Source organism: Sphingobium sp. DC-2, assembly GCF_000722555.1.
In the GTDB taxonomy this organism is placed as follows: domain Bacteria; phylum Pseudomonadota; class Alphaproteobacteria; order Sphingomonadales; family Sphingomonadaceae; genus Sphingobium; species Sphingobium quisquiliarum.
Map to the genome: position 1 here is coordinate 62931 of NZ_JNAC01000114.1, position 23445 is coordinate 86375.

A 23445-nucleotide genomic window follows, 5' to 3' on the forward strand; every position below is an offset into this window, starting at 1 on the left:
CGCCGCCGCAACGTCCCCTTCAACCCCGGCCCATCAGCGGCATGTTGGTCGCCATGACGGTGACGAAGGGGACGTTCACCGACAAGGGCAGGTTGGCCATATAGGATACCGCATCGACCACATGCGGCAGGTCGAACATCGGTTCCGGGCGCAGGGAGCCATCGGCCTGCGGCAGCCCCACGGCCACCGCCGCCGTCATGTCGGTGCGGACATTGCCGATGTCGATCTGCCCGCAGGCGATGCCGAAGGGCCGTCCGTCCAGTGCCAGCGACTTGGTCAGCCCGGTGATGCCATGCTTGCTGACCGTATAGGGGCCGGAGCCGGGGCGCGGCACGCTGGCGGCGACCGATCCATTGTTGATGATCCGCCCGCCGGCCGGGTCCTGCCTGCGCATGACGCCAAAGGCCGCCCGTGCGCAAAGGATCGCGCCCATCAGGTTGGTGGCGATCACCTGTTCCCAATTGTCCACCGGAATCTCGTCGGGCGGGGCGAGCGGCGTGCCGATGCCCGCATTGTTGAACAGCAGGTCGACGCGCCCCCAGCGCCCCGTCACCTCCGCGAACAGCCGGTCAACATCCTGCGCGCTGGTGACGTCGCAAACGACCGGCAGGACATTGCCGCCGGTATGGCCAGCGGTTTCCGCATCGATCCTGCGCGCCGCCAGCGCGACGTTCCAGCCTTCCTCCAGCAGCCGCTGCGCCACGGCCAGGCCAATCCCTCGTCCAGCCCCGGTGACGACCGCCGTGCGGCGTTTGCTTTCCATGATCCTGCCCTTTCCAATTCCTTGTCCGGCCCGAAATTCGTCGCCCGTTGAATGAAGCGCAACATGGCTCCTGCGTGCGGCAACGGGATCGGGCCTGATCGGGACAGATCTAGCGCGCTCGGGCGGAGCGGACTTGCGCCGCCGCCTCCATCTTTATTGTCTGCGCGCGCCAGCAGGCGGCATCCTGCGTCAGCCGCGCTGGCGATCGCGCCATTCCACGCAGCGCCGGGCAATCTCATCGATCCTGTCCAGCAAAGCCTCGCATTCGTCCTGATCCATCCATCCAAAGGCGGCCTTTTCCAGCTCTGTCGCCATCGCTTCCGCTTCGGCGCAGGCGCTTTCGCCCTTCGGCGTGAGATAGAGCGCGCGCACCCGCCGGTCGGCGGCGTCGCGCCGCTCGACGAAGCCGTCCGCCTCCAGCCGCTCCGCCGAACCCATCGCCGCCGCTTTCCTTATGCCGAGCGCGCGACCCAGCGCGCCCTGCTCGCATCCGGGATTGGCGCGGATGAAGCCCAGCGCCAGCACCCGCGACGGCGTCAGCCCGATGGGGGCGAGAAGGCTGGCATAGCTGTCGAGAAAGGCGGACCCCGCCAGTCCGAAGCGGACCCCGGCGCGATCCTCCATCCCCCCGAAGCTGCGTTTGAGATCGACTGCCGATGTTTTGCGCATGGCGCTTCCCTAGCGGTTGCGGATATGGTATGGCAACCATACTAGTTTCGCCGGAATGGAGAGTCGGCATGTTCCTCAAAAATTGCTGGTATGTGGGCGCCTGGTCCCATGAGCTTGCGGCCGGAAACGTGATCGGCCGCACCATCATCGGTGAGCCGGTCGCGCTTTACCGTACGCAGGAAGGCGCGCTGCATGCCGTCGCCGATCGTTGCCCTCACCGCTGGGTGCCGCTGTCGCTTGGCCGTGTCGAAGGCGATGCCCTGCGGTGCGGCTATCACGGGCTGGTGTTCGGACCCGACGGCCGCTGCCAGCATATTCCCGGCGCGGACCGGATCGTCCCCGGCGCGAATGTGCGGACCTTTCCCGTGGAGGAACGCGATAGCTGGCTCTGGGTCTGGATGGGCGACCCCGCCAGGGCCGATCCCGCGCTCATCCCCAGCGCGTTCGGCCTGAATGATCCCCGCTGGACGATGCGGGCCGACCAGATCGATTATGCGGCCAACTACATGCTCATCAACGACAATCTGCTCGACCTGTCGCATGTCGATTTCGTGCATGAAAAGACGCTGGGCGCGGCGACCGATTATGGCTGGTCGGACGAGGTGCCCAGGGTCAAGCCGCTCGACCGGGGCGTGCGGATCGAACGCTGGCTGACCGGCCGCCGCCAGAGCCAGACCAATCCGAACCTCGTCGATACCTGGTCCACCTATGACTATCTCGCGCCCGGCGTGTTCATCATGGAAAATAAATCCTATCCGCATGGCATGGCGGAACGGTGCGGCTTTGGCGAACCCGGTGACAAGCCCATGACCTACCGGGTCGAACAGCAGGCCGTGACCCCCATCAACGATCGCGAGACGCGCTATTTCTTCGCCACCGGCTTCGACGCCACCAACCTGCCTGGACATCTGGTGGAAGGCATTTTCAGCCTCGTCATGTCCGCGTTCAAGGAAGACCGCGCCATCATAGAGGCGCAGCAACTGCTCTGGGACCGCACGGACGCATCCATGGCGAAGGCCTTCATTCCCTCCGACAAGGCTCCCGCCATGTTCCGCCGGATCATGGACAGCCTGATCCGGGAGGAGGAGGCAGCCGGGGCGGCTGCTGCCGCTTGACCGGAATTCAGGGGGCCTCTTCCCGCGCCGCATGATGGCTTGCTGGCGGCCGCTGCCGCCAGCGCTGCGGCGTAAGGCCCGTTGCCGTTCGGAACCGGCGGGTGAAGGCGCTTTGGTCGGAAAATCCGCACGCCTGCGCTATATGGGCGATCGGCATGCCGGTGGCGAGCAGGCCGATGGCATGGTCGATGCGCAGCCGGTGCTGCGCGGTGCGCAGCGAAATGCCCAGCACGCTCGCGGCGTTCCGCTCAAGCTGCGAAACGGATATGCCCGCCCGTTTCGCCAGGGCAGGGACGTCGAGCGGCTCTGCGATATGGTCCCGCAACCAGTTCAGCGCGTCGGCAAGGCGGGAATAGATCGCGCCGCGCGCATGCCCGGCCGGTAAGGCGCGCGCCACCGCCGCGACGCCGGTCACTGCGCCGTCGCCCGCGAAGACCGGCGTGCGCGTGTAAAGCAGCCATGTGTCGGACCGGGGGCCGGTCAATTCCAGCCGGTCCCTGACCGTATCGCCCGATTGCAGGATATGGCGGTCGACGGCCTCGTACATCTCCGCGACATGCGCCGTGAAAAAATCGCGGGACGTATGGCCGATCAGTTCGGATGGGTGGCGTACCCCGATCAGCGACGCCATGGCCGGGTTCGCCGCCACGAACCGCAAATCCGCGTCCTTCACGAAAAAGGGAATCTCGCCCAGCGGGCTCAACAGCCTTTCCAGAAGGTCGAGATCGGCGGTTCCCAGCATCGTCATGCGCGGCCCGCTGCCCTGGTCAGGTCGATTCGCGCGGCACGGCGGCGCCCCGGCGGCCGACCAGGAAGTCGAGATCGGCTCCGCGATCGGCCTGTAGGACATGGCTTGCGTGCATATATTGATAGCCGCTCGTCATGCCGGGGGCGGGCGGCGTCCAGGCGGCGCGGCGCTGCTCCAGCACGTCCGGCGCAACGTCCAGATGCAGCCGCCGGCTGGCGACGTCCACCTCTATGATGTCGCCCTCCTGCACCAGCGCCAGCCCGCCGCCGACCGCCGCTTCCGGGGCGCAGTGCAGGATCACCGTGCCATAGGCGGTGCCGCTCATCCGCGCGTCGGAAATGCGGACCATGTCCTTGACGCCCTGCCGCAGGAGCTTGGCGGGCAGGCCCATATTGCCAACCTCCGGCATGCCCGGATAGCCGGTCGGCCCGCAATTGCGCAGGACCATGATGCTGTCCGCATCGATGTCCAGTTCGGGATCGTCGATGCGGGCGCGATATTCCTCGATCGAATCGAAGACGATGGCGCGGCCGCGATGCTGCGACAGGCGCGGCGTGGCGGCGGACGGCTTCATGATCGCGCCATTTTCCGCGATATTGCCGCGCAGCACGACGACGCCCCCGCTCGCCATCAGCGACCGTTCGAAGGGCCGGATCACGTCCTCATTATAGATGGGCGCTTCGCTGTTATTCTCCCAGATCGTGCGGCCGTTCACGGTCGCGGCGTCGCGGTGCAGCAGGCCCGCCTCGCCCAGCCGCCGGATCACGCCGGGAATGCCGCCCGCATAGTAGAAATCCTCCATCAGATAGTCGCCCGACGGTTTCAGGTTGACGATGGTCGGCACGTCGCGGCCTAGCCGGTCCCAATCGTCCAGCGTCAGGTCGATCTCCAGCCGCCCGGCCAGCGCGAGCAGGTGAAGCACGGCGTTGGTCGATCCGCCAAGCGCCGCATTGACGCGGATGGCGTTTTCGATCGAGCGGCGGTCGACCACTTTCGAGAAGGTCAGATCCTCCTCCACCATGCCCACGATCCGGCGGCCCACCAGTTGCGCCAGCCGCCAGCGGCGCGTGTCGGCGGCGGGGATCGTCGCATTGTCGGGCAGGCCCATGCCGATCGCTTCCACCATGGATGCCATGGACGATGCCGTTCCCATCGTCATGCAATGGCCGATCGACCGGGTCATGCCCGATTCCGCTTCGGACACTTCGGCCAGCAGCATGTCGCCCGTCTTCAAGGCGTCCATGAAGCGGAAGACATCGGTTCCCGACCCGATGTCATGCCCCCGGAACTTGCCGTTCAGCATCGGCCCGCCCGACAGGACGAGCGTCGGCAAGTCGCAACTTGCCGCGCCCATCATCAGGGCCGGAGTGGTCTTGTCGCATCCCACCATCAGCACGACGCCGTCGATGGGATGGGCGCGGATCGCTTCCTCGACATCCATCGACACGAGGTTGCGGAACAGCATGGTGGTCGGGCGCATCGTCGGTTCGCCCAGCGACGACACGGGGAATTCCACCGGAAATCCGCCCGCTTCATACACGCCGCGCTTGATCCGTTCGGCGAGCGCCCGGAAATGGGCGTTGCACGGCGTCAGGTCGGACCAGGTGTTGCAGATGCCGATGATGGGGCGGCCGTCGAACATATCGTCGGGATGCCCCTGGCCCTTCATCCAGCTTCGGTGAAGGAACGCCGCGCGATCGCTGCCGCCGAACCAGGCGGTGGAACGGCGGGGGGATTTCGGCGCGTCGGACATGAACAAATTCCTATTCTGAAATGCGGTCCGGCCGATCCATGCGGCGGCGCACGGCATGGCGCCAGAGGGACGGCTTCGGACAGGCATATCCTCCTACGCCATCCCGCCGGATCGTCTTGTCCCGCAGTTCCGCCGCGCTTGCCTGACAGCGACGGCGCGGCTGGTCACGCCCCGCCTGCACAGCGGTCCGGGCCGCAAAAGCCGCCCAATTCCGCGCTTCCGGGCAGATGGCTGACCGATCGCCAGCCGCCGGTCCCCTTCTGCCCCTTTATGCCGAAATGCGCATTCATCACGCTCCAATCATGCAATACTCTTCGCGCTGGATGGTGCAGTTCCTTGGGAAAAGTTTTGAGGATTGCAGATGGCCCTGGAAGAAAAAACTCCCGATGCCGCCGCCGTGTCGCTCACGGACCGCTATGTCCGGCGCGAAGGCCGCGTGCTCATCAGCGGGGTGCAGGCGCTGGTCAGGCTGATGCTGGTCCAGGCCGACCGCGATGCCGCCGCAGGCCGGAACACGGGCGGGTTCGTGTCGGGCTATCGCGGTTCGCCGCTGGGAACGGTCGACACGACCTTCGCCAGCGCGCGATCGCTGACGGAGCCAAGGGGCATCAAGGTCATGCCCGCCGTCAACGAGGAACTGGCCGCCACCGCCGTCGCGGGCACCCAGCATATGCTGATGACCGGCCGCGCCAGGGTCGATGGCGTGTTCGCGCTCTGGTACGGCAAGGGGCCGGGCCTCGACCGCGCGGCCGACGCCATCCGCCACGGCAATCTTCAGGGAAGCTCCCCTGCGGGCGGCGTCCTGCTGGCGGTGGGCGACGATCATACCGCCAAATCATCGACGCTGGTCGTGTCCTCGGACGAAACCGTGGCCAGCCTCGCCGTGCCGCTATTCTACCCCGCCGATGCGCGGGAAGTGGTGGAATTCGGCCTGCACGGCTTCGCCCTGTCGCGCCATAGCGGGGCCTGGGCCGCGCTCAAGATCGTGACGGACGTCGCCGACGCATCGCGCGTCGTCGCCACGGACGAGCTTGCCCGCGACCCGATCCTGCCCCCGCAGCCCGATGTGCCCGGCGGCCTGCATTTCCGCTGGCCCGACACCCCAGCCGAGCAGGAGGCGCGGCACCATAACCATCGCCTGCCCGCCGTGCTGGACTATGTGCGGGCGAACGGCCTCGACCGCGCGCTGCATCGCACTCCGGCCAGCCGCATCGGCATCGTCGCGGCGGGCAAGCCATGGCTGGACCTGATCGACGCGCTGCACCTGCTGGGGATTGAGGAAGGCCAGCTTCCGGCGCTGGGCATCGCCCTGTACAAGCCCGCCCTCATCTGGCCGCTGGAGCCCGCCAGCCTGCGGGACTTCGCGCTTGGGCTCGACCGCCTGATCTTTGTCGAGGAGAAATCCGGCCTGATCGAAGCGCAGGCCAAGGCGCAGCTCTATGGCCAGGACGGCGCGCCGCACATCCTGGGCAAGTGCGATGCCGATGGCAATCCGCTATTCCCCGCGACCGGCGAACTGACGCCGGAATCCATAGCGGCCTTGCTGGCGAAGCTGTTGCCCCTGCCAGCCGGATCGCAGGAGGCCGGGGCGCTGCTGGCGGATCAGGCGAGCTTCGCCGCCCCGGTCGCGCTGCGCCGTCCCTTCTTCTGTTCGGGCTGTCCGCATAACCGCTCGACCGTGCTCCCGCAGGGAAGCCGCGCGCTTTCCGGCATCGGCTGCCACGGCATGGCATCCATGCTGCGTCCCAACCATTCGGGCTTCTGCCAGATGGGGGGAGAAGGCGTGCATTGGGTCGGCCTCGCGCCGTTCACTGATGAACCGCACGTCTTCGCCAATATGGGCGACGGCACCTATTTCCATTCGGGCATCCTCGCCATCCGGCAGGCTGTCGCGGCGGGCGTCAACCTGACCTACAAGCTGCTCTACAACAGCGCCGTGGCGATGACCGGCGGCCAGCCGGTGGACGGTGAACTGTCCGTCGAGCAGATGATCGAGCAGGTGGCGGCGGAAGGCGTCGCCGGGATCGTGCTCGCGACCGACGATCCCGGCCGCTATCCCAAGGGGCACCCGGCCCGCGCGCGCGTGGAGAAGGTCGTCCATCGCGACGATATCGAAGCATTGCAGGTCGAACTGCGCGACCGCACCGGCGTGACGGTCATCCTCTACGAACAGATGTGCGCGACCGAAAAGCGCCGCCTGCGCAAGCGCGGCAAACTGGCCGAACCGCCGCAGCGCGTCTTCATCAATGCCAGGGTGTGCGAAGGGTGCGGGGACTGTTCGGTCAAGTCGAACTGCCTGTCGGTCGAGCCCCTGCCGACGCCGGACGGGGTCAAGCGGCGCATCAACCAGTCCAGTTGCAACAAGGATATGAGCTGCCTCAACGGCTTCTGCCCCAGTTTCGTGACGGTCGAAGGCGGCGCCCCGCGCAAGGCGGGCGGAGCCGATCCGGCCGATCTTCCCGCGCCGCCCGCGCCCGTCCCGCTGACCGCCGATCCGGTGCAGCGCATTCTGGCCGGCGGCATCGGCGGGACCGGCGTGGTGACGATCGGCGCGTTGCTCGTCATGGCGGCGCACATGCGCGGGCTGAACGCGGGCGTGCTGGATCAGGTCGGCCTGTCGCAAAAGGGCGGGGCGGTGACCAGCCACATCAATTTCGGCAGCGGAAACATCGCGGCCCTGCGGATTCCGCCGCGTCAGGCGGGGCTGATCATCGCCTGCGACCAGATCGTGGGCAACGCCAGGGATGTGATGGCGGCGATCGATCCGGGCCGCACCTTCGTCGTCGCCAATGCCGATACGGCGGTGACCGGCGATTTCACCTCCGACCGCAGCGCCATAGTCGATGCCACCCTGCTGCACCGCCGCCTGATGGCGCGGGCGGGGCAGGACAATTTCGCCGCGCATCCCTTCACCCGGCTGGCCGAGCGGCTCCTTGGCGACGCGATCGGCGCCAACCTCATGATGCTGGGCTATGCATGGCAGCGCGGCTGGCTCGACATGGATGGCGATGCGTTCGACGCGGCGATCAGGCTGAACGGCGTGGGCGTCGGCATGAACCGCGCCGCGCTGCTGTGGGGACGTCTGCTCGCCATCGATCCCGCCCCTGTGCTGCGCAGCGCCGGCCTTGGGGAGGCGCAGGAGGAAACGGCGGAGGCCCTGATCGCGCGGCATATCGCCGACCTCACCCAATATCAGAACGCCTCCTATGCCGCGCGCTACGGCGCCGCCATCGACCGCATCCGCCGCGCCGAAGCCGCGCTGAACGGCGGCACCGCGCTGACGGAGGCGGCGGCGCGCTCGCTCTACAAGCTCATGGCCTATAAGGATGAATATGAAGTCGCGCGGCTCTACACGGACGGCGCTTTCGCCAAAGCGCTTGCGGAACAGTTTGACGGCGATGTGCGGCTTCAGTTCCACCTCGCCCCGCCGTTGATTGCGAAGCGCGATCCTCTGACCGGCCATTTGCGCAAGCGGCGCTTCGGGAAGGGGACGATGCCGCTGTTCCGGCTGCTCGCCCGCATGCGCTTCCTGCGCGGCACCGCTTTCGACATTTTCGGCTTCACCCATGAACGGCGGGAGGAAAGGGCGCTCGCCACGGAGTTTCTGCACATAGTCGAAACTCTCGCGTCCGGCTTGACGGCCGCGAACAGCGACGCGGCGCTGGCGATCGCCCGGTTGCCGATGGAGGTTCGCGGCTATGGCCATGTGAAGGAGCAGGCCCTCGCCCGCTACCGCGCGGACATGGCCGCTCACCTGTCCCGCTTCGCCGCCCCCGGCCTTCCCGTGGCGGCGTGAGCAGCGCGGGCAAAAGAGCGTTGAGTTGCCGGTCTGCCGGGGATAGTTGAGGTGGAGTGAACCTGGACCTCAACCTGCTTCGAATCCTGCCGGTGCTGGCCCAGACGTCCAGCGTCACGCGCGCCGCGCATCTTCTGGGCATGAGCCAGTCGGGCCTCAGTTCAGCGCTTTCCCGGCTGCGCGGGCAATTGGGCGATCCGCTTTTCGTCCAGACCAACAGCGGCATGCAGCCGACCGACCTTGCCCAGCGCCTGATCAGCACCGCCTCCCACATGGTGGCGCAGATCGAGCGTGATCTGGAAGAGACGGCGACCCTCGCGCCTGAAATGCTGGAGCAGGAATTCGTCATTTCGATGGGCGATGCGGCCGAGCCGACCATCCTCCCGCCGCTGATACAAAGGATGCGGCGTGAACATGCTGGCGCCAATGTCCGCTCCGTCACGCTGGAGCCGGAGGAGCTGCCCGCCCGCATGGGGGATGGAAGCGTCGAGGTGGCGGTCGGCTTCTACCCGGAACTTGAACAGGACAGTTTTCACCGGCAAACCCTGTATGAGCAGACCTTCGTCTGCCTCGTCGCGGCCGACCATCAGGTAAGGTCAGAGGAATTGACCTGGGACGAATTCACCTCCTACGGCCATGTCGCCGTCGCATCCCATTCGCGCAGCATGCCCCTGTTCGAAAAAGCGCTGCGGACGCACGGGCGGCAGCGCCGCGTGGTCCTGCGCACGCCCCACTTGCTGAGCCTGCCCTTCATCGTCGAACTTACGGATTTCATAGCGACGGTGCCCTTGTCGCTGGCGCTGCTGCTGGCGAAAAGCAACCGCGTCCGCATCGTGAAGCCGCCCTTCAACCCGCCCGTCTTCACCGTCCACCAATATTGGCACAGCCGTTTCGACGGACAGCCGCGCAGCCGCTGGCTCAGGCGCAACATCGCCGCCTTGTCGTCCGAACGATCGAAATGGCTCGAACGCATCGAATATTTCGCGGCGGCATCGGGCGAGGCCGGGGTGACGGAAGACGATCGGTCCTAGCCTCTGCCAAGGAATAATTCGGCCAGTTGCCTGCGTATCCAGCGGTTTCGCGGGTGCCGGTCATAGCGCACATGCCAATATTGGCTGACGGCAAAGCCGGGCACGTCCAGGGGCAGCGGCGCGGTTTGCAGGCCATAGCGCTCGCCAAGCTCATCGGCCAGGACGGACGGCAGCGTCGCCAGCAGGTCGCTGCTGTTCAACGCATAGGGAAGGCCCAGGAAATGCGGCGTCGACAGGACGGTCCGCCGCGAATATCCGCGCTTTTTCAGGAAGCGGGTCAGCGCGACTTCGCTTCGGCCTGCCCGGATGATACGGATGTGGCCGTAATGGAAATAGGCGTCGGTGGAAATGCGGCCCTCCTTCATCGCCGGATGACCCGCCGCCGCGACGCAGGTGAAACCCGTGTCGAACAGCTTCTGGCGCTTGAAGGTGGACTTGCGCAGTTCGGGATAGAAGCCGATGGCCAACTCAATTTCCCCGGCCTCCAACACCGCCGTCAGCTCCTGAGGATCAGGCGCATCGACGATCAGCCCGCTCTGCGGCGCCGCTGCGACGATGCGGTCGAGCAGGGGCGGCACGATCGTCGGCTCCCCGGCATCGCTCAGCGCGATGCGGAATGGCGCTTCGAGCATGGAGGGGTTGAACTCCGCCTCCGTCGCCAAGTCGCCTTCCAGCGTGGAGATGACATGCGACACCCCTTCGATCAGGCGAATGGCAAGCGGCGTCGGCTGCATGCCGGTCGCCGTCCTGACGAAAAGCTGGTCGTCGAGCTGACGGCGCAATCTCGCCAGCGCGGAACTGAAACCGGGCTGGCTGAGCCCCAGCTTCGCCGCGGCTTGAGACACGCTGCGCGTTTCCCGCAGCGCGGGCAGGAGCTTCAGCAAATTAAGGTCGAGCCGCGTGGAATGCATTATCGCTATTTGAGATAGAGGAAATCCTGACCCGTTTATTGCGCAATTTAGCTCAAGGGGCAATCCTCCTTCCAAAGATCGCAACTGGCAGGAGAGGCGCAGGACATGGAGCAGGCAGCGCGCAAGACCGGCTGGTCTGACCAATGGGATCATCTGCGGCCCCCGGCCCCCGTTCCCCCTGCCGGAGAGCGCGCCGGGGCGGAGGAGCGGACGGCCGATCTCTGCGGCATCAGCCTCATGCACCTGCGCGGCGATGGAACGCGGCTTGAGCGGCCGGAAGGCGGCGCCGGTTGCCGCCACATCATCTTGCTGGTCCAGCTTGATGGAAGCTGCACCGTCGCCCACCGCCAATCCACCGTGCACCTGTCCGCCGGGGACCTGACATTGCTCGATTCAGAACGCTACTTCACTCTTGAGACAAGCACGGGATCGAGCCAGATGCTGGGCTATATTCCCTTCGCCGAAGTGATGCATGGCATCCCGTCCGCCGCTCTCCCGTCGCCGCGCCGGATGGAAAGCGATGACGCGCTCGCCGCGCTCGCCGCTCCGCTCATGGCGTCGCTGGCGCAGCAGATGGACCGGCTCGACGGAGAGGGCGGCAGGTGCGCGCGCCAATTGCTGGTGGAACTGACGCGGGGCCTCATCAACCGCCAGCGCCAGAGGCCCGTGCTGGTCGAGCCCATCCCGGACCCGCGGGTGCGCCATTTCATCGATGCCCATCTCGCCGACCCGGATCTCAATCCGGCGAACATCGCGTCGGGATGCAATATCTCCGTGCGGCGCCTGCACAGGATCTTTTCGACCACACCTTGGTCGGCATGCAGCTGGATTCGCAAGGAGCGTCTGGAGCGCTGCCGCAGGGACCTGACCGACCCGGCGCTGTCGGACCTTTCCGTTACGCAGATCGCGTTCCGCTGGGGTTTCAACGATGCGGCGCATTTCAGCCGCGCCTTCCGCAGCGCTTATGGGGAAAGCCCGTCCGAAGCCCGGCGGGCCGTCGACGCGCCCCGCTATGCGGACATGCCCCGTGCCGTGCTGCGCGGCCGATTCGAGGAAAGCGGTTCAGCCCGCCCCTGACGCCGCCAGATCGGAAAAAAGCGCCAGCCGCTCCGCCCCCAGCAGCGCAAGCGCGGCGGCCTGACGGGATCGCGCATCCAGTTCCGTGAGGAAATAGCGCGCGCCCGCCTGCACGGCCCGCGCCTCCGGGCCTTCCGCAGTCTGCGTCAGCAGGAAAAGCGCGGTCCATCCCGCCGCCGCCAGCGAAGCCAGTTCAAGGAAATGAGTGGCACCTGCGTCCGCTTCGCCGGGCACGTCCTGCCAGCCGGTCAGCTGCGCGGCGGTCTGCTTCAGGCGGTCCAGCACTGGCGAAAAAAGCGCCGCATCCTCTTCGCGCGCCTTGGTCAATGTGTCCGCCGCAAGGGCCATGAAGACGTCCAGTCCCTCACCCCGCTCGCGCCACAACCGGCGATGAAGGATGTCGATCGCCTGCATGCCCGTCGTGCCTTCGAACACGGAAAAGACGCGCGCGTCGCGCAGGGCCTGCTCCACCGGCCATTCGCGCGTATACCCCGCGCCGCCCAGCACCTGAACCGCGTCGCTGGCAAGATCGAATCCGGTGCGCGCCGCCATGTCCTTGGCAAGGGGCAGCAGCCATTGCGCCAGCGCCAGCATGCGCGTCCGCTCATCGGCGTCCGGCGACCGTTCGGCAAGGTCCAGGCTGGCCGCCGCCGCCAGTCCGACACCGCGAATGGCCTCCAGCCGCCCGGCCATGGACAGAAGCTGGCGCTGCACATCGGCATGGCTGGCGATCGGCACGGGCGGATGGTCGGCGGGTCCGCCCTGCTTGCGTTCGGCGGCATAGGCGATCGCGATGTCCACCACCTTGGCCCCGACGCCGCATCCTTGCGGATTGACCGAAAGGCGCATGCGCAGGACCATGTCGAAAAGCTGCTGCAATCCCCGGCCGCGCTGCCCGATCAACGTCGCTTCGCTGCCCTCGAACCCCAGCGCGCAGGTGGGCGAGCCATGCAGGCCCAGCTTCTCCTCGATCCGCCGGGTAAAGACCTGGTTCCGGCTGCCATCGGCCAGACGATCGGGGACGAGGAAGAGGCTGAGGCCCCGAACGCCCGGCGCATCCTCCGTCCGTGCGAGCAGCAGATGGCCGATCCGTTCCGACAGGTCATGATCGCCGAAGGATATCCAGCATTTCTCGCCAGTGACGCGCCACGTCTCGCCGTCCAGCGCCGCGCGGGTGCGCACACGGCCCACATCCGATCCGGCATCGGGTTCCGACATGCATATGGTGGTGTTCCATTCGCCGCTCGCCAGCTTCGGAAGCCATTCCTTCTGCACATCTTCGGGCGCATGGGTGGACAGGAGGAATGCGCCCGTCCGCGTCGGCGCCGCCAGCATGCTGAGGCTGGGCGATGCGCGATTGGACAATTCCTCAAAGGCGGTCTGGACCAGCAGGGGCAGGCCCTGCCCGCCATGATCGGCCGAAAGATTGAGCGTGAGCCAGCCTGCGGCGGTAAAGTCCGCCCATGCCTGCCGTTCGACAGCGCTGATCCTGACCCGCCCATCTTTGACCCGGCATCCTTCCCGATCGAAGCTGCCGTCCTGCGCCGCCCATCGATCCTCGAAGAAACGGGCGGCCTCGTGCAGGACCATCGCTGCCGTATCCGTATCGAACAGATCGGGATCGACCGCGCGGAGGCGCGCCGCGAGCGGCGATGCTTCCATGTGGAAGAGGAGGGCGGCGGCGTTGGTGGCAAAGGACATGACGCTGTTTCCGGCAAGAATAAGGGACGGGCGGGCCTAAGGCAGAAGGCCGCCCTTCAGTCGCGATGTTGGCGTTGGAGCCTTTCAGATCAGGCGGGAACGCCCGCGATCGTCTTGACCTCCATGAAGTCGATCAGGCCGTGGCGGCCGCCTTCCCGGCCGTTGCCTGATTGCTTGTATCCGCCAAAGGGCGTGCCTTGCGGGGGCGCCCAGCCATTGATGGTGACGATGCCAGCCCTGATCCGGCGGGCAATACCGGCGGCGGCGGCGGGCTCGCCAGTAACGGTGGCGGACAGCCCATATTCCGTGTCGTTCGCCAGCCTGATCGCTTCGTCGATATCGGAATAGGCCGTGATCGTCGCCACGGGGCCGAACACTTCCTCGCGGAATATCCGCATGCCGGGGGTCACGTCCGCCAGCAATGTCGGCCGGACATAATAGCCGGTGTCATGGCCTTCCGGCCGCCCCGTGCCGCCCGCGACCAGCGTTGCGCCCTCGTCGATGGCGGACTGGATCAGCGCCTGTATCTTCTCGAACTGGGCAAGGTTCACCACCGGGCCGATATGCATGCCCATTTCGGCCGGGTCGCCCACGGCCGTGGCTTCCATCATCCCCTTGACCAGTGACGTCGCTTCCTCGACCTGGCTCTCATGCACCAGAAGGCGGGTCGGCGCGATGCAGCTTTGGCCCGAGTTGACGATCACGCCTTCGACCGCCGGGGGAAGGAAGGTGGCAAGGTCCGTGCCCTCCAGCACCAGATTGGGCGCTTTCCCGCCAAGTTCCTGATGGACGCGCTTGACCGTCCGCGCCGCCGCCTGCGCGACCGCGATACCGGCGCGGGTGGAGCCGGTGAAGCTGATCATGTCCACATCGGGATGTTCCGAAAGCGCGGCCCCGACGACCGCCCCCGTGCCGTTCACCACGTTGAACACGCCGGGGGGCGCGCCCGCCGCCTCCAGAATTTCGGCCAGGATAAGGCCGGAAGAGGGGGCTTCCTCGGACGGTTTCAGCACGATCGTGTTTCCAGCCGCCAGCGCGGGCGCGACCTTGGCGCAAATCTGGTTGAGCGGCCAGTTCCAGGGCGTGATCATCCCGACGACGCCGATCGGCTCATAGCGGATGGAATATCCGTCGCCCTTTTCTTCCTCCCGGAAATCCCTGAGCACCGCGAGGGTGGATATGAAATGCCCCAGGCCAATCGGCACCTGCGCCGCGCGGGCGAAGCCGATCGGCGCGCCCATCTCCTCGCTCGTGACAAGCGCGAGCGCATCGGCGCGCTTCTGATATTCCTCGATGATCCGCTCAAGCAGGGCGATCCTGCTGGCGAGCGATGTCGTCGAAAAGGATGTAAAGGCGGTCCTGGCCGCCGCGACCGCCTGGTCCACATCCGCCGCCGAGCCGAGGAGGATTTCGGCGACGGGCGCTTCGGTGGCGGGGTTGATCACCTGATGAACCTGTCCGCCGGTGCCGGGCGTGCGTGCGCCGCCTATATAATGCCAAAGTTGACTGCGCATTCGACCACCTCCCCATGATTGAGGGCCATTTTTCTCAAACGCTGTTACCGGCGCATCCGGGTTCGAGCGAATCGTAACGAGCGATTATCTCCATCTCGATCCGCGATTTGTATCCCGCCCGGTCCTGATCAAGAAAGCGCTGGACGGCGGCGGGCCGTGCAATGCCGGAACCGCCTGCAATGCCTGTGGAAAGGAATGGAATAATGGCGGATTCGCGGCTGGATGCGGCTCTTGAAGTACAGCGGGCGATGTTCCCGCCGGGCTTCGCGGACAATGCGATGAAGAACGCCAGCGAGTTCTCAAAGCCATTCTTCGTCATGATGGCCGAACAATTGTTCGGTGAAATCTGGACGCGTCCGGGACTGTCCCGCCGTGATCGCAGCCTGATCACGGTGGCGATGCTGACGGTGCTCAACCGCAGCGAAGAGTTGCAGCTTCACGTCCCCGGTGCGATCGCCAACGGCGTGACCCGCGATGAAATCCGCGAGGTTCTGCTCCAGGCCATGGGTTATGGCGGCGTGCCCTATGCCGTCGCCGCCTTCAAATCGGCGGATGAGGCCCTCAAGAAGCTCGACGCCGCCGACGCGGCAAAGACGGCGTGACCGGCATGCGGATCGCTTTTATCGGGCTTGGCAATATGGGCCATGAAATGGCCCTCCGGCTGGTCGCGAATGGCTTCGACGTTGCTGGATATGACAGTTCGGAAGCAGGACGGGCGAAGTTCGCCGCGGCCGGTGGAACGGTGGTCGACCGGCTGGCAGGGCTTGGCGGCGACCGTGACGTGATCATCACCATGTTGCCCGATGGCGGCATCGTTCAGGCTGTCCTGTTCGGCGATCAGGGCCTGGCGCAGCAGTTGAAGCCGGGCGCGATCGTGATCGAGATGAGCAGCTCCGCGCCGACCGACACGATCATCACGGCGCAGCGGCTTGCGGAAAAGGGCGTCATCCTGATCGACGCGCCGGTGTCCGGCGGCGTCGCGGGTGCGCGGGATGGCCGGTTGAACATCATGGCGGGCACGGCGGACCCTGCCGCCTTCGACAAGGTCAAGCCCGTGCTGGACGCCATGGGCAATGCGCGGCTGGTCGGCGGCACGGGCGCGGGACATGCGGCGAAGGCGATCAACAATTTCGTCGCCGCCGCCGCTATCGCCGCTACGGCCGAAGGGCTGGTGCTGGCGGAAAGCTTCGGCCTTTCGCCCGAAACGATGCTGGATGTGATCAATCGCTCCAGCGGGCGCAGCGCCAGTTCCGAAGGCCTGTTCCCGGCCCATGTCATCCCCCGCACGTTCAGCTTCGGTTTCGCGATGAGCCTGATGGCGAAGGATGCCGGGATCGCTGCGCGCATGAGCGAGGACCGGCAGGCGACCCTGCCGTTCGTGGCGCTGACGTCCGGCCAGTGGGCGGCGGCGCGCGATGCCTTGCCGGGCGCTGATTTCTCCGCGATGCAGCTTTACGTGGAAAAGCAGGCCGGGGTGGAATGAAGCCGCGCCCGCGCGCGCAGGCCTTTCGCCTTTCTTAGAAAGGATTGCGGCTTGACGAACTCATCGCCGCCCCCAGTTCCCGTTCCAGGCAGTCGACGGCTTGCTGGATCTTGGGCAGCAGGTGGCGGCGCTGGGGATAGACGGCCCAGATCGCCTCATCCTCAGGCTGGCAGTCGCGCAGGATCAGGGTGACAAGGCCCTGATCCAGATAGGGAAGGACGTAGAAGTCGGGCAACTGGCAAATCCCCATGCCGGAAAGGCAGGCTTCCATGACGGCATGGCCGCTGTTGCACCGGAACCTGCCCTTGGGGTGATGCGTGACCTCCTGACCTGCGACATTGAAATGCCATGTGCCGCTCGTCCCGGCGATGCATTCATGATGGGAAAGGTCTTCGACCGTGGCGGGCGTCCCGGCGCGGCTGAGATAGCCGGGCGCGGCGCAGGTGTAGAGCGTGCGCGCGGCGACGGGCTTGGCGATCAGCCGGGGATCGGACGGCTGACCCGTCCTGATCGCCAGGTCATAGCCTTCGGATATAAGGTCGACCACCCGGTTGGTCAGATCGATCATGACGTTCAGCTTGGGATGCTGCGTGGCGAACCGGCGGATGATGGGGGCGACGAACCGTTCCCCCATCGATGTGGAGCAGGTCAGGCGCAATTCGCCCTGCGGCTCGCCCTGCTCGCCGATCTGGGCGATGACCTCATCGGTCTCCTGCGAAATCCGCTGGCACCGCTCATAAAAGACGCGGCCCGTGTCCGTCAGCTGGACGATGCGGGTGGTGCGATGGAACAGCTGTGCCTGCACGCGCCGCTCCAGCGCCAGGATCGCCCGGCTGACATGGGTGGGAGACATGCCGATGGCCTGAGCGCCCTTGGTGAAGGAACCGGTGGTCGCCACCGCGATGAATTCGTCAAATCCTTCCCACTTCGACATGATTATCCCAATGCTGACACAATGATTTGCGAAATTAGCCTATTATCACAGATGCGGGGCGGCCTTATAGAAAAAGGCAGAAAAAATGAGAGGAGAGGCACGGTGTTCGGAGCGATCTGGATTTGCCTGCAAAAGCTGTTGGAGGCGTTCGCGAATGCGGCGGGCGCATGCGACGGATTGTCTTGCGCTCCGGTGCAACATGATAGTGATTATAATACGAGGAAATTGCCCAAATGAAGACGCGCGCCGCCGTCGCCTTTGAAGCCAAAAAGCCGCTGGAAATTGTCGAGGTCGATCTGGAAGGGCCCAAGGCGGGCGAGGTCCTGGTCGAAATCATGGCGACCGGCATCTGCCATACCGACGCCTATACGCTGGACGGTTTCGACAGCGAGGGGATTTTCCCGTCGATCCTGGGTCATGAAGGCGCGGGCATCGTGCGCGAAGTGGGGCCGGGCGTCACGTCGGTAAAGCCGGGCGACCATGTGATCCCGCTCTACACGCCGGAATGCCGCCAGTGCAAAAGCTGCCTTTCGGGGAAGACGAACCTGTGCACCGCGATCCGCGCGACCCAGGGCAAGGGGCTTATGCCTGACGGCACGAGCCGGTTCAGCTACAAGGGGCAGACCATCTTCCACTATATGGGCTGCTCGACCTTCTCCAACTTCACCGTGCTGCCGGAAATCGCCGTGGCGAAGATCCGTGAGGACGCGCCGTTCGACAAAAGCTGCTATGTCGGTTGCGGCGTGACCACGGGCGTGGGCGCCGTGGTCAAGACCGCGAAGGTGACGCCGGGCAGCAATGTCATCGTCTTCGGCCTGGGCGGCATCGGCCTCAACGTCATTCAGGGCGCGCGAATGGTGGGCGCGGACATGATCGTCGGCGTGGACCTCAACGACAGCAAGGCGGAATGGGGCAAGCGCTTCGGCATGACTCATTTCTACAATCCCAAGGGCAAGTCCACGGCGGAGGTCGTCGCCGATCTGGTCGCGCTGACCGATGGCGGCGCGGACTATACGTTCGACTGCACCGGCAATACCGAAGTCATGCGCCAGGCGCTGGAAGCCTGCCATCGCGGCTGGGGCGTTTCCACGGTCATCGGCGTGGCGGAAGCGGGCAAGGAAATCTCCACCCGCCCGTTCCAGCTCGTCACCGGCCGGGTCTGGCAGGGGTCGGCCTTTGGCGGCGCGAAGGGCCGCACCGACGTGCCCAAGATCGTCGACTGGTACATGAACGGAAAGATCCAGATCGACCCGATGATCACCCATGTGCTGAGCCTGGAAGAGATCAACAAGGGTTTCGACCTGATGCATGCAGGGGAAAGCATCCGGTCCGTGGTGGTGTTCTGACGGGCGCTGCGCTCGTCAGCGGATGAAGCTGCGGGCGCGCCCATCCTTCCTCGATCGATTTTAAAAAATTGCATCATTTCCAACAAGGAGAACCGATATGGCGGTGATTTCCGGTGATGGCGTGTTCAGCCATGTGTTCATTGGCGCGGCGGATGTCGATGCGTCCGCGGCCTTCTACGACGCCGCTCTTGGCGCGCTGGGCGTCAAGAATCTCGGACCGTTCGGCAATGGCTGGATATTGTACGGCCGCGACAAGCCTGCCTTCATCATCGCGCGGCCCGGCAATGGGGAAGCGCCCTCATCCAACGGGGTGACCATCGGCTTCGCGGCCGCCACGACGGCTGACGTCGACAAGTTCCATGCCGCGGGAGTGGCCAATGGCGGCACCGACGAGGGCGCGCCCGGCGCCCGCAGCCACCTGCCCGGCGCTTATGCGGCCTATCTGCGCGATCCGGCGGGCAACAAGATCTGCGCCTATACGTTCACGGATGGCAACTGACGGATGAGCATGGAGCAGGTCAGCGCCAATCTGGCTTTCGGCGGCGTTCAGGGCGTCTATAAACATGCCTCTGCCGCCACCGGTACGGACATGACCTTTTCGGTCTATGTCCCGCCCCATGCCGAAGGCGCGAAGCTGCCGGTTGTCTGGTATCTGTCGGGGCTGACCTGCACCCATGCCAATGTGACGGAAAAGGGCGAGTTCAGGCGCGCCTGCGCTGAACTGGGCCTGATATTCGTCGCGCCCGACACCTCGCCACGCGGCGAAGGCGTTCCCGATGACGCAGCGGCCGCCTATGATTTCGGCCTCGGCGCGGGCTTCTATGTCGATGCGACGCAGCCGCCGTTCGACCGGCATTACCGCATGTGGTCCTATGTGACGGAGGAACTGCCCGCCCTGATCGCCGGGAACTTCCCCGCGGATATGAGCCGCCAGTCGATCATGGGGCATTCCATGGGCGGGCATGGCGCGCTGACCATCGCGCTGCGGCACCCGGACCGGTTCAAGGCCGTGTCCGCTTTCTCTCCCATCGTCGCGCCGGGCCAGGTGCCCTGGGGGGAAAAGGCGTTGGCGGGCTATCTGGGCGATGACCGTTCCGCATGGCGCAGGCATGACGCCGTCGCGCTGATCGAGGACGGCGCGCGCGTTCCCGGCCTGCTGGTGGATCAGGGCACGGCCGACCAGTTTCTGGAACAGCAATTGCGGCCCGAACTGCTGAAAGCGGCCTGCGATGCCGCCGCCATCCCCCTGACGCTCAACATGCGGGAGGGCTATGACCACAGCTATTATTTCATTTCCACCTTCATGGCCGATCATCTGCGCTGGCATGCCGCGCGGCTGGGCGCCGGGACACGCTGAATGAGCGCGGAACAGATTCTGGCCGCCTATTATGGCGCGTTCAACCGGGGCGACAGCGCCGCCATGCTGGAACTGCTGACCGATGACGTGGTCCACGAACCTTCGCAAGGCGCTGTCCGGCACGGCAAGGCGGCCTTCGCGGAATTTCTGGACCATATGAACCGCTGCTACAAGGAACGGGTGATCGATCCGGTTTTCCTGAGCGATGCAGAAGGCGGCCGGGCAGCGGCGGAGTTCCAGCTGGAAGGCGTCTACCTTCAGACCGATGGTGATCTGCCGCCCGCCCGCGATCAACGCTATGCCCTGCGCGTCGGAGCCTTTTTCGAGCTTCGCGGCGGCCGGATCGCACGCGTCAGCAACCATTATAATCTGGCCGATTGGCTGGCGCAGGTCAGCGCCGGATGATGGCTGCTGCACGTCCCTCTGCCCAGGTCACGGTGGAGCGGATCGGCAAGGACGATATGTCGCTGCGCGCGCTGGCGACCTTGCGCATGACCGTGTTCCGCAGCTGGCCCTATCTCTATAACGGCAGCATGGATTATGAGGCGGACTATCTTGCCGAATTTCTGGCGGACGAGGCGGCGGTCCTGATCGTCGCCAGGGTGGGGGACATCCCGGTCGGGATGGCCACCGCCTCCCCGATGGCGGGTCAGGCGGACGCGATCAGGCAGCCCTTTCTGCGCGCCGGGCGGGACCTTGGCGCGATTAGCTATTTCGGCGAATCCGTCCTGCTGCCCCAGTTCAGGGGGCAGGGCATCGGCCATCGCTTCTTCGACGAACGGGAAGCCGCCGCCCGTGAAGCAGGCGCATCACTGGCGGTCTTCTGCGCTGTTCAACGGGACAGCAGCCACCCCGCCCGGCCGCCAGCGGCGCGTGACCTCCAGCCTTTCTGGGAAGGCCGTGGATACCGCCAGACGCCCGATTTCAGCACAGCCATGTCCTGGAAGGAAGTCGGTCAGGCGGACGAAAGCGAACATCTGATGCACTTCTGGCAAAAGCACCTCTGACGGCGGAACAAATCCTCCGCCGTCGAGATTTCCCTTCAGCGCCAGCGCCGGTCACGCCTGACTGTTCAGGTCGGCGCGCCGGTTATCCTGCTTGAACGGCGATTGCGCGACGGTCACGCGGATTGCCTTCTGCCGATGGCCCGGCTCGCCCCAGATCACCGTCAGTTCCGTTCCCGGCTCCGCATAGGCGGTGTCGATGACGACATGGCTCAGCATCTTGCGGAAATAATAGGAATAGCCGCGCGATGTCGCCACGCCCACCAGCCTGTCGCCGTCCATCACCTTGTTCGCATACATGGCGTTCCATTGGTGCCGGGGGAATTCCATATAGTCATAGGGCGTCTCTTCTTCGAAAAGCGACGCGAACACATCGACCACATCCTGCTTGTTCCAGATGAGCGTGCGGCGGACACGCTTGATATCGGTCATTTCGGCTTCCAGCGCCTCGCGCCCGTAAAAATCATGGTCGAACTTGATGCTTTTCGCCCATCCCAATTCGATGGGAGAGCGATACCAGTCGGTGACGGATCGTCCCTCATAACTGCCCTTCACCTTCTGGGTCCGCGCGAAGCTGCGGAACCATTCGGGCGAACCGAACACGGGCGTCGCGGAACCGTAAAGCTCGTAGAATTCACGTTCCGGTTCGTCGCCGACCGCTGGCAGATAGTCATGCGTCACGGTGGGAAAGGCGGCTTCGAGATGGTTGATCATGGCGGTGCGCGATCCAAGCTGGCGGATGCCCATGTCCGCGCCCGCCTCCAATATCGCCTGCCGGACAATTTCTGCTTTTTCCGAAGGGCCCTGAAGCTCGAACCCGATTTCGCCCGCCATGCCCTGCCGCAGGAAAAGGACATCGACGTCGCGGATCGGCGCTGACCGGAAGCGCATGAAGCCGATGTCGCGCAACGGTTCGCCGGTCGCCTTTTCGCAAACGGCGAGGGCGGCCGGTCCCGACACCTGGAATTTGAACTTGCTTATCGACGTTGCATGGGCCGCAGAATAGCCCCCCTTGGCGAGACGATATTCCAGCCATTTGACGACTGGCCCGCGCGCCTGAAATTCGAATTCGTCCTCGCCCAGCCGCTGGAGCACGCCTTCGCCGATGACCTTGCCCGCCTTGTTGCAGAACACGGCATGTTTCGCCTGGCCAAGGTCGAATTTCGCGAAGCTGTTGATGGCGTGATCGACAGGAATTTCAGCGCATCGGCGCCCTTGACATGGAATTCGTCGAGCCAGCTCCAGTCGCCAATGTAGCAGCTTTCCTTCCACGACAGGTTCTCATCCTGCCACCCAGTGAACTCAAGACGCCCCCATGATACCGAGGTGTCCACATTTGTGCGAAGATCATCGATGCCGGACATGGAAACTCTCTCCTACGATGCGGGATTATGAAATGGCGGGGCGCAGCGCGCCGCCATCTCTGTCGCGGTCAATGCGCTGACCCAGGGGGGAGCAGGTCACATCCGGGGATAAGCTTTGCGCCCGTTGGCAGGCCAATCGTTATTATGAATTTTCAGCATCGGCGAACGTGATGGGCGCGTAAATGCCTCAACGGCTGCCGAAAAGCGCGTCCCGCACCGATTGCAGATGCGCCCGCATCAGCGCTTCCGCCCGCTTGTGGTCGCGCGCGGCGATCGCGTCCACATAGGCTTCGTGCTGCTCGTTGGTTTCGGGTGCGGGCGCGGGGAAGACATCGTGCAGCCGGTCGCGCATGCCCGTCGGCGCGCTTTCGCGAACGGTGTCGTAGAGCGCGAGCAGGAGGGTATTATGCGCCGCCTTCGCCACCAGCCGGTGCAGGCGCTCGTCCCAGACCGCCCAGTCCGCAAATTGGGACAGGTCCGCCATGCGCGCCAGGCATTCGCGCATTTCCTCGATCTGGGCAGGCGTGGCGCGCAGCGCCGCAAGGCCCGCAAGCTGCGGTTCGAGCACGATCCGCGCTTCGAAGGTTTCCAGGGGCGTCAGCATGTTGGGCAGTTCGCCCAGCGTGTTGGTAAGGCTGCGCTCGCCGACGAAAGTGCCCTTGCCGACATGCCGCCAGATCAGCCCTTCGGACTCCAGCTTCTTCAATATGCGCCGCAGCCGGGGCCGGGTGATGCCCAGCCGCTCGGCAAGCTGCGGTTCGGACGGCAGGCGCGCCTGCTGGTCCCGGCGCGCCTGCTCCACATAGCTGCGCACGCGATTGAGTTCTTCATGCGGGGCGGGGTCGGTCGGCATCGTCATGCCAACGGCTGTAGAAGGCG

General features: G+C 65.4%; 21 protein-coding genes. 11 read left to right on the forward strand and 10 right to left on the reverse strand.

Annotated elements, in window-relative coordinates; all coding sequences use genetic code 11:
* Positions 1-19 precede the first annotated feature (19 nt).
* Complete coding sequence (locus tag ET21_RS0119460) at positions 20-763, reverse strand: SDR family oxidoreductase (protein WP_021238060.1); 744 nt, start codon at positions 761-763, stop codon at positions 20-22.
* 189 nt (positions 764-952) lie between these two features.
* Positions 953-1432, reverse strand: coding sequence for a MarR family winged helix-turn-helix transcriptional regulator (locus ET21_RS26740; protein ID WP_021238059.1), 480 nt, complete (start codon positions 1430-1432; stop codon positions 953-955).
* A gap of 68 nt (positions 1433-1500) precedes the next feature.
* Here ET21_RS26740 and ET21_RS0119470 point away from each other — a divergent pair, with 68 nt between their 5' ends.
* Positions 1501-2547, forward strand: coding sequence for an aromatic ring-hydroxylating dioxygenase subunit alpha (locus ET21_RS0119470; RefSeq protein ID WP_030540966.1), 1047 nt, complete (start codon positions 1501-1503; stop codon positions 2545-2547).
* A 7-nt stretch (positions 2548-2554) separates the two neighbouring features.
* On the opposite strand, the gene ET21_RS0119475 is transcribed toward ET21_RS0119470, so the two are convergent.
* Entirely contained in the window at positions 2555-3295 is a 741-nt protein-coding gene (locus ET21_RS0119475) for an AraC family transcriptional regulator (RefSeq protein ID WP_030540967.1), read from the reverse strand.
* 19 nt (positions 3296-3314) lie between these two features.
* The gene (locus ET21_RS0119480; RefSeq protein ID WP_030540968.1) at positions 3315-5048 is read right to left on the reverse strand and encodes an IlvD/Edd family dehydratase; all 1734 of its coding nucleotides are present in this window, start codon (positions 5046-5048) and stop codon (positions 3315-3317) included.
* Between the two features lie 361 nt (positions 5049-5409).
* Here ET21_RS0119480 and ET21_RS0119490 point away from each other — a divergent pair, with 361 nt between their 5' ends.
* Both ET21_RS0119490 and ET21_RS0119495 read left to right on the forward strand, forming a co-directional pair.
* Complete coding sequence (locus ET21_RS0119490; RefSeq protein WP_030540969.1) at positions 5410-8844, forward strand: indolepyruvate ferredoxin oxidoreductase family protein; 3435 nt, start codon at positions 5410-5412, stop codon at positions 8842-8844.
* A gap of 56 nt (positions 8845-8900) precedes the next feature.
* Positions 8901-9875, forward strand: a complete 975-nt coding sequence (locus ET21_RS0119495; RefSeq protein ID WP_051768248.1) for a LysR family transcriptional regulator — start codon at positions 8901-8903, stop codon at positions 9873-9875.
* Here the strand turns inward: ET21_RS0119495 and ET21_RS0119500 are convergent.
* Complete coding sequence (locus ET21_RS0119500; RefSeq protein ID WP_030540971.1) at positions 9872-10786, reverse strand: LysR family transcriptional regulator; 915 nt, start codon at positions 10784-10786, stop codon at positions 9872-9874. The two genes, ET21_RS0119495 and ET21_RS0119500, sit on opposite strands and share 4 nt — an antisense overlap.
* Positions 10787-10891: 105 nt before the next feature.
* On the opposite strand from ET21_RS0119500, the gene ET21_RS27855 reads away from it, so the two are divergent.
* Positions 10892-11863: a helix-turn-helix domain-containing protein gene (locus ET21_RS27855; protein ID WP_051768249.1), complete on the forward strand. Its 972-nt coding sequence runs from the start codon at positions 10892-10894 to the stop codon at positions 11861-11863.
* Here the strand turns inward: ET21_RS27855 and ET21_RS0119510 are convergent.
* Both ET21_RS0119510 and ET21_RS0119515 read right to left on the reverse strand, forming a co-directional pair.
* A complete protein-coding gene (locus ET21_RS0119510) occupies positions 11849-13564 on the reverse strand; it encodes an acyl-CoA dehydrogenase family protein (protein ID WP_030540973.1) in 1716 nt (571 codons plus the stop codon). The genes ET21_RS27855 and ET21_RS0119510 overlap by 15 nt on opposite strands.
* Before the next feature lie 89 nt (positions 13565-13653).
* Complete coding sequence (locus ET21_RS0119515) at positions 13654-15078, reverse strand: aldehyde dehydrogenase family protein (protein ID WP_030540974.1); 1425 nt, start codon at positions 15076-15078, stop codon at positions 13654-13656.
* Positions 15079-15281: 203 nt separating this feature from the next.
* On the opposite strand from ET21_RS0119515, the gene ET21_RS0119520 reads away from it, so the two are divergent.
* Together ET21_RS0119520 and ET21_RS0119525 are read left to right on the forward strand one after the other, a co-directional pair.
* Positions 15282-15680 (forward strand): carboxymuconolactone decarboxylase family protein, encoded by a 399-nt coding sequence (locus ET21_RS0119520; RefSeq protein ID WP_030540975.1) that lies wholly within the window; start codon positions 15282-15284, stop codon positions 15678-15680.
* Positions 15681-15685: 5 nt separating this feature from the next.
* Positions 15686-16561: an NAD(P)-dependent oxidoreductase gene (locus tag ET21_RS0119525; protein WP_030540976.1), complete on the forward strand. Its 876-nt coding sequence runs from the start codon at positions 15686-15688 to the stop codon at positions 16559-16561.
* A 34-nt stretch (positions 16562-16595) separates the two neighbouring features.
* Here ET21_RS0119525 and ET21_RS0119530 read toward each other — a convergent pair whose 3' ends face one another.
* A complete protein-coding gene (locus ET21_RS0119530) occupies positions 16596-17495 on the reverse strand; it encodes a LysR family transcriptional regulator (protein ID WP_021239047.1) in 900 nt (299 codons plus the stop codon).
* A 233-nt stretch (positions 17496-17728) separates the two neighbouring features.
* Here ET21_RS0119530 and ET21_RS0119535 point away from each other — a divergent pair, with 233 nt between their 5' ends.
* From ET21_RS0119535 to ET21_RS0119555, 5 genes are all read left to right on the forward strand, one after another.
* Complete coding sequence (locus ET21_RS0119535) at positions 17729-18841, forward strand: S-(hydroxymethyl)glutathione dehydrogenase/class III alcohol dehydrogenase (RefSeq protein WP_021239046.1); 1113 nt, start codon at positions 17729-17731, stop codon at positions 18839-18841.
* A 97-nt stretch (positions 18842-18938) separates the two neighbouring features.
* Positions 18939-19340, forward strand: coding sequence for a VOC family protein (locus tag ET21_RS0119540; protein ID WP_021239045.1), 402 nt, complete (start codon positions 18939-18941; stop codon positions 19338-19340).
* A gap of 9 nt (positions 19341-19349) precedes the next feature.
* The gene (gene fghA / locus ET21_RS0119545; protein ID WP_030540977.1) at positions 19350-20198 is read left to right on the forward strand and encodes an S-formylglutathione hydrolase; all 849 of its coding nucleotides are present in this window, start codon (positions 19350-19352) and stop codon (positions 20196-20198) included.
* Positions 20199-20603, forward strand: coding sequence for a ketosteroid isomerase-related protein (locus tag ET21_RS0119550; protein WP_021239043.1), 405 nt, complete (start codon positions 20199-20201; stop codon positions 20601-20603).
* Positions 20603-21205 carry a GNAT family N-acetyltransferase gene (locus tag ET21_RS0119555; protein ID WP_030540978.1) on the forward strand — a complete coding sequence of 201 codons (603 nt, stop codon included), beginning with the start codon at positions 20603-20605 and terminating at the stop codon, positions 21203-21205. The genes ET21_RS0119550 and ET21_RS0119555 overlap by 1 nt, the downstream gene beginning before the upstream one ends.
* A 51-nt stretch (positions 21206-21256) precedes the next feature.
* On the opposite strand, the gene ET21_RS26070 is transcribed toward ET21_RS0119555, so the two are convergent.
* Positions 21257-22474 carry an aminomethyltransferase family protein gene (locus tag ET21_RS26070; protein WP_202807145.1) on the reverse strand — a complete coding sequence of 406 codons (1218 nt, stop codon included), beginning with the start codon at positions 22472-22474 and terminating at the stop codon, positions 21257-21259.
* 279 nt (positions 22475-22753) lie between these two features.
* Positions 22754-23425: a FadR/GntR family transcriptional regulator gene (locus ET21_RS0119565; RefSeq protein ID WP_030540979.1), complete on the reverse strand. Its 672-nt coding sequence runs from the start codon at positions 23423-23425 to the stop codon at positions 22754-22756.
* Positions 23426-23445 lie beyond the last annotated feature (20 nt).

Bases quoted from the DNA above. Each gene is read 5' to 3' on its own strand.
- ET21_RS27855 (WP_051768249.1), top strand. From the start codon at position 10,892: ATGGAGCAGGCAGCGCGCAAGACCGGCTGGTCTGACCAATGGGATCAT.
- ET21_RS0119480 (WP_030540968.1), bottom strand. From the start codon at position 5,048: ATGTCCGACGCGCCGAAATCCCCCCGCCGTTCCACCGCCTGGTTCGGC.
- ET21_RS26740 (WP_021238059.1), bottom strand. From the start codon at position 1,432: ATGCGCAAAACATCGGCAGTCGATCTCAAACGCAGCTTCGGGGGGATG.
- ET21_RS0119470 (WP_030540966.1), top strand. From the start codon at position 1,501: ATGTTCCTCAAAAATTGCTGGTATGTGGGCGCCTGGTCCCATGAGCTT.
- ET21_RS0119525 (WP_030540976.1), top strand. From the start codon at position 15,686: ATGCGGATCGCTTTTATCGGGCTTGGCAATATGGGCCATGAAATGGCC.
- ET21_RS0119550 (WP_021239043.1), top strand. From the start codon at position 20,199: ATGAGCGCGGAACAGATTCTGGCCGCCTATTATGGCGCGTTCAACCGG.
- ET21_RS0119510 (WP_030540973.1), bottom strand. From the start codon at position 13,564: ATGTCCTTTGCCACCAACGCCGCCGCCCTCCTCTTCCACATGGAAGCA.
- ET21_RS0119555 (WP_030540978.1), top strand. From the start codon at position 20,603: ATGGCTGCTGCACGTCCCTCTGCCCAGGTCACGGTGGAGCGGATCGGC.
- ET21_RS0119530 (WP_021239047.1), bottom strand. From the start codon at position 17,495: ATGTCGAAGTGGGAAGGATTTGACGAATTCATCGCGGTGGCGACCACC.
- ET21_RS0119565 (WP_030540979.1), bottom strand. From the start codon at position 23,425: ATGACGATGCCGACCGACCCCGCCCCGCATGAAGAACTCAATCGCGTG.
- ET21_RS0119490 (WP_030540969.1), top strand. From the start codon at position 5,410: ATGGCCCTGGAAGAAAAAACTCCCGATGCCGCCGCCGTGTCGCTCACG.
- fghA (WP_030540977.1), top strand. From the start codon at position 19,350: ATGGAGCAGGTCAGCGCCAATCTGGCTTTCGGCGGCGTTCAGGGCGTC.
- ET21_RS0119520 (WP_030540975.1), top strand. From the start codon at position 15,282: ATGGCGGATTCGCGGCTGGATGCGGCTCTTGAAGTACAGCGGGCGATG.
- ET21_RS0119475 (WP_030540967.1), bottom strand. From the start codon at position 3,295: ATGACGATGCTGGGAACCGCCGATCTCGACCTTCTGGAAAGGCTGTTG.
- ET21_RS0119500 (WP_030540971.1), bottom strand. From the start codon at position 10,786: ATGCATTCCACGCGGCTCGACCTTAATTTGCTGAAGCTCCTGCCCGCG.
- ET21_RS0119540 (WP_021239045.1), top strand. From the start codon at position 18,939: ATGGCGGTGATTTCCGGTGATGGCGTGTTCAGCCATGTGTTCATTGGC.
- ET21_RS0119460 (WP_021238060.1), bottom strand. From the start codon at position 763: ATGGAAAGCAAACGCCGCACGGCGGTCGTCACCGGGGCTGGACGAGGG.
- ET21_RS0119535 (WP_021239046.1), top strand. From the start codon at position 17,729: ATGAAGACGCGCGCCGCCGTCGCCTTTGAAGCCAAAAAGCCGCTGGAA.
- ET21_RS0119515 (WP_030540974.1), bottom strand. From the start codon at position 15,078: ATGCGCAGTCAACTTTGGCATTATATAGGCGGCGCACGCACGCCCGGC.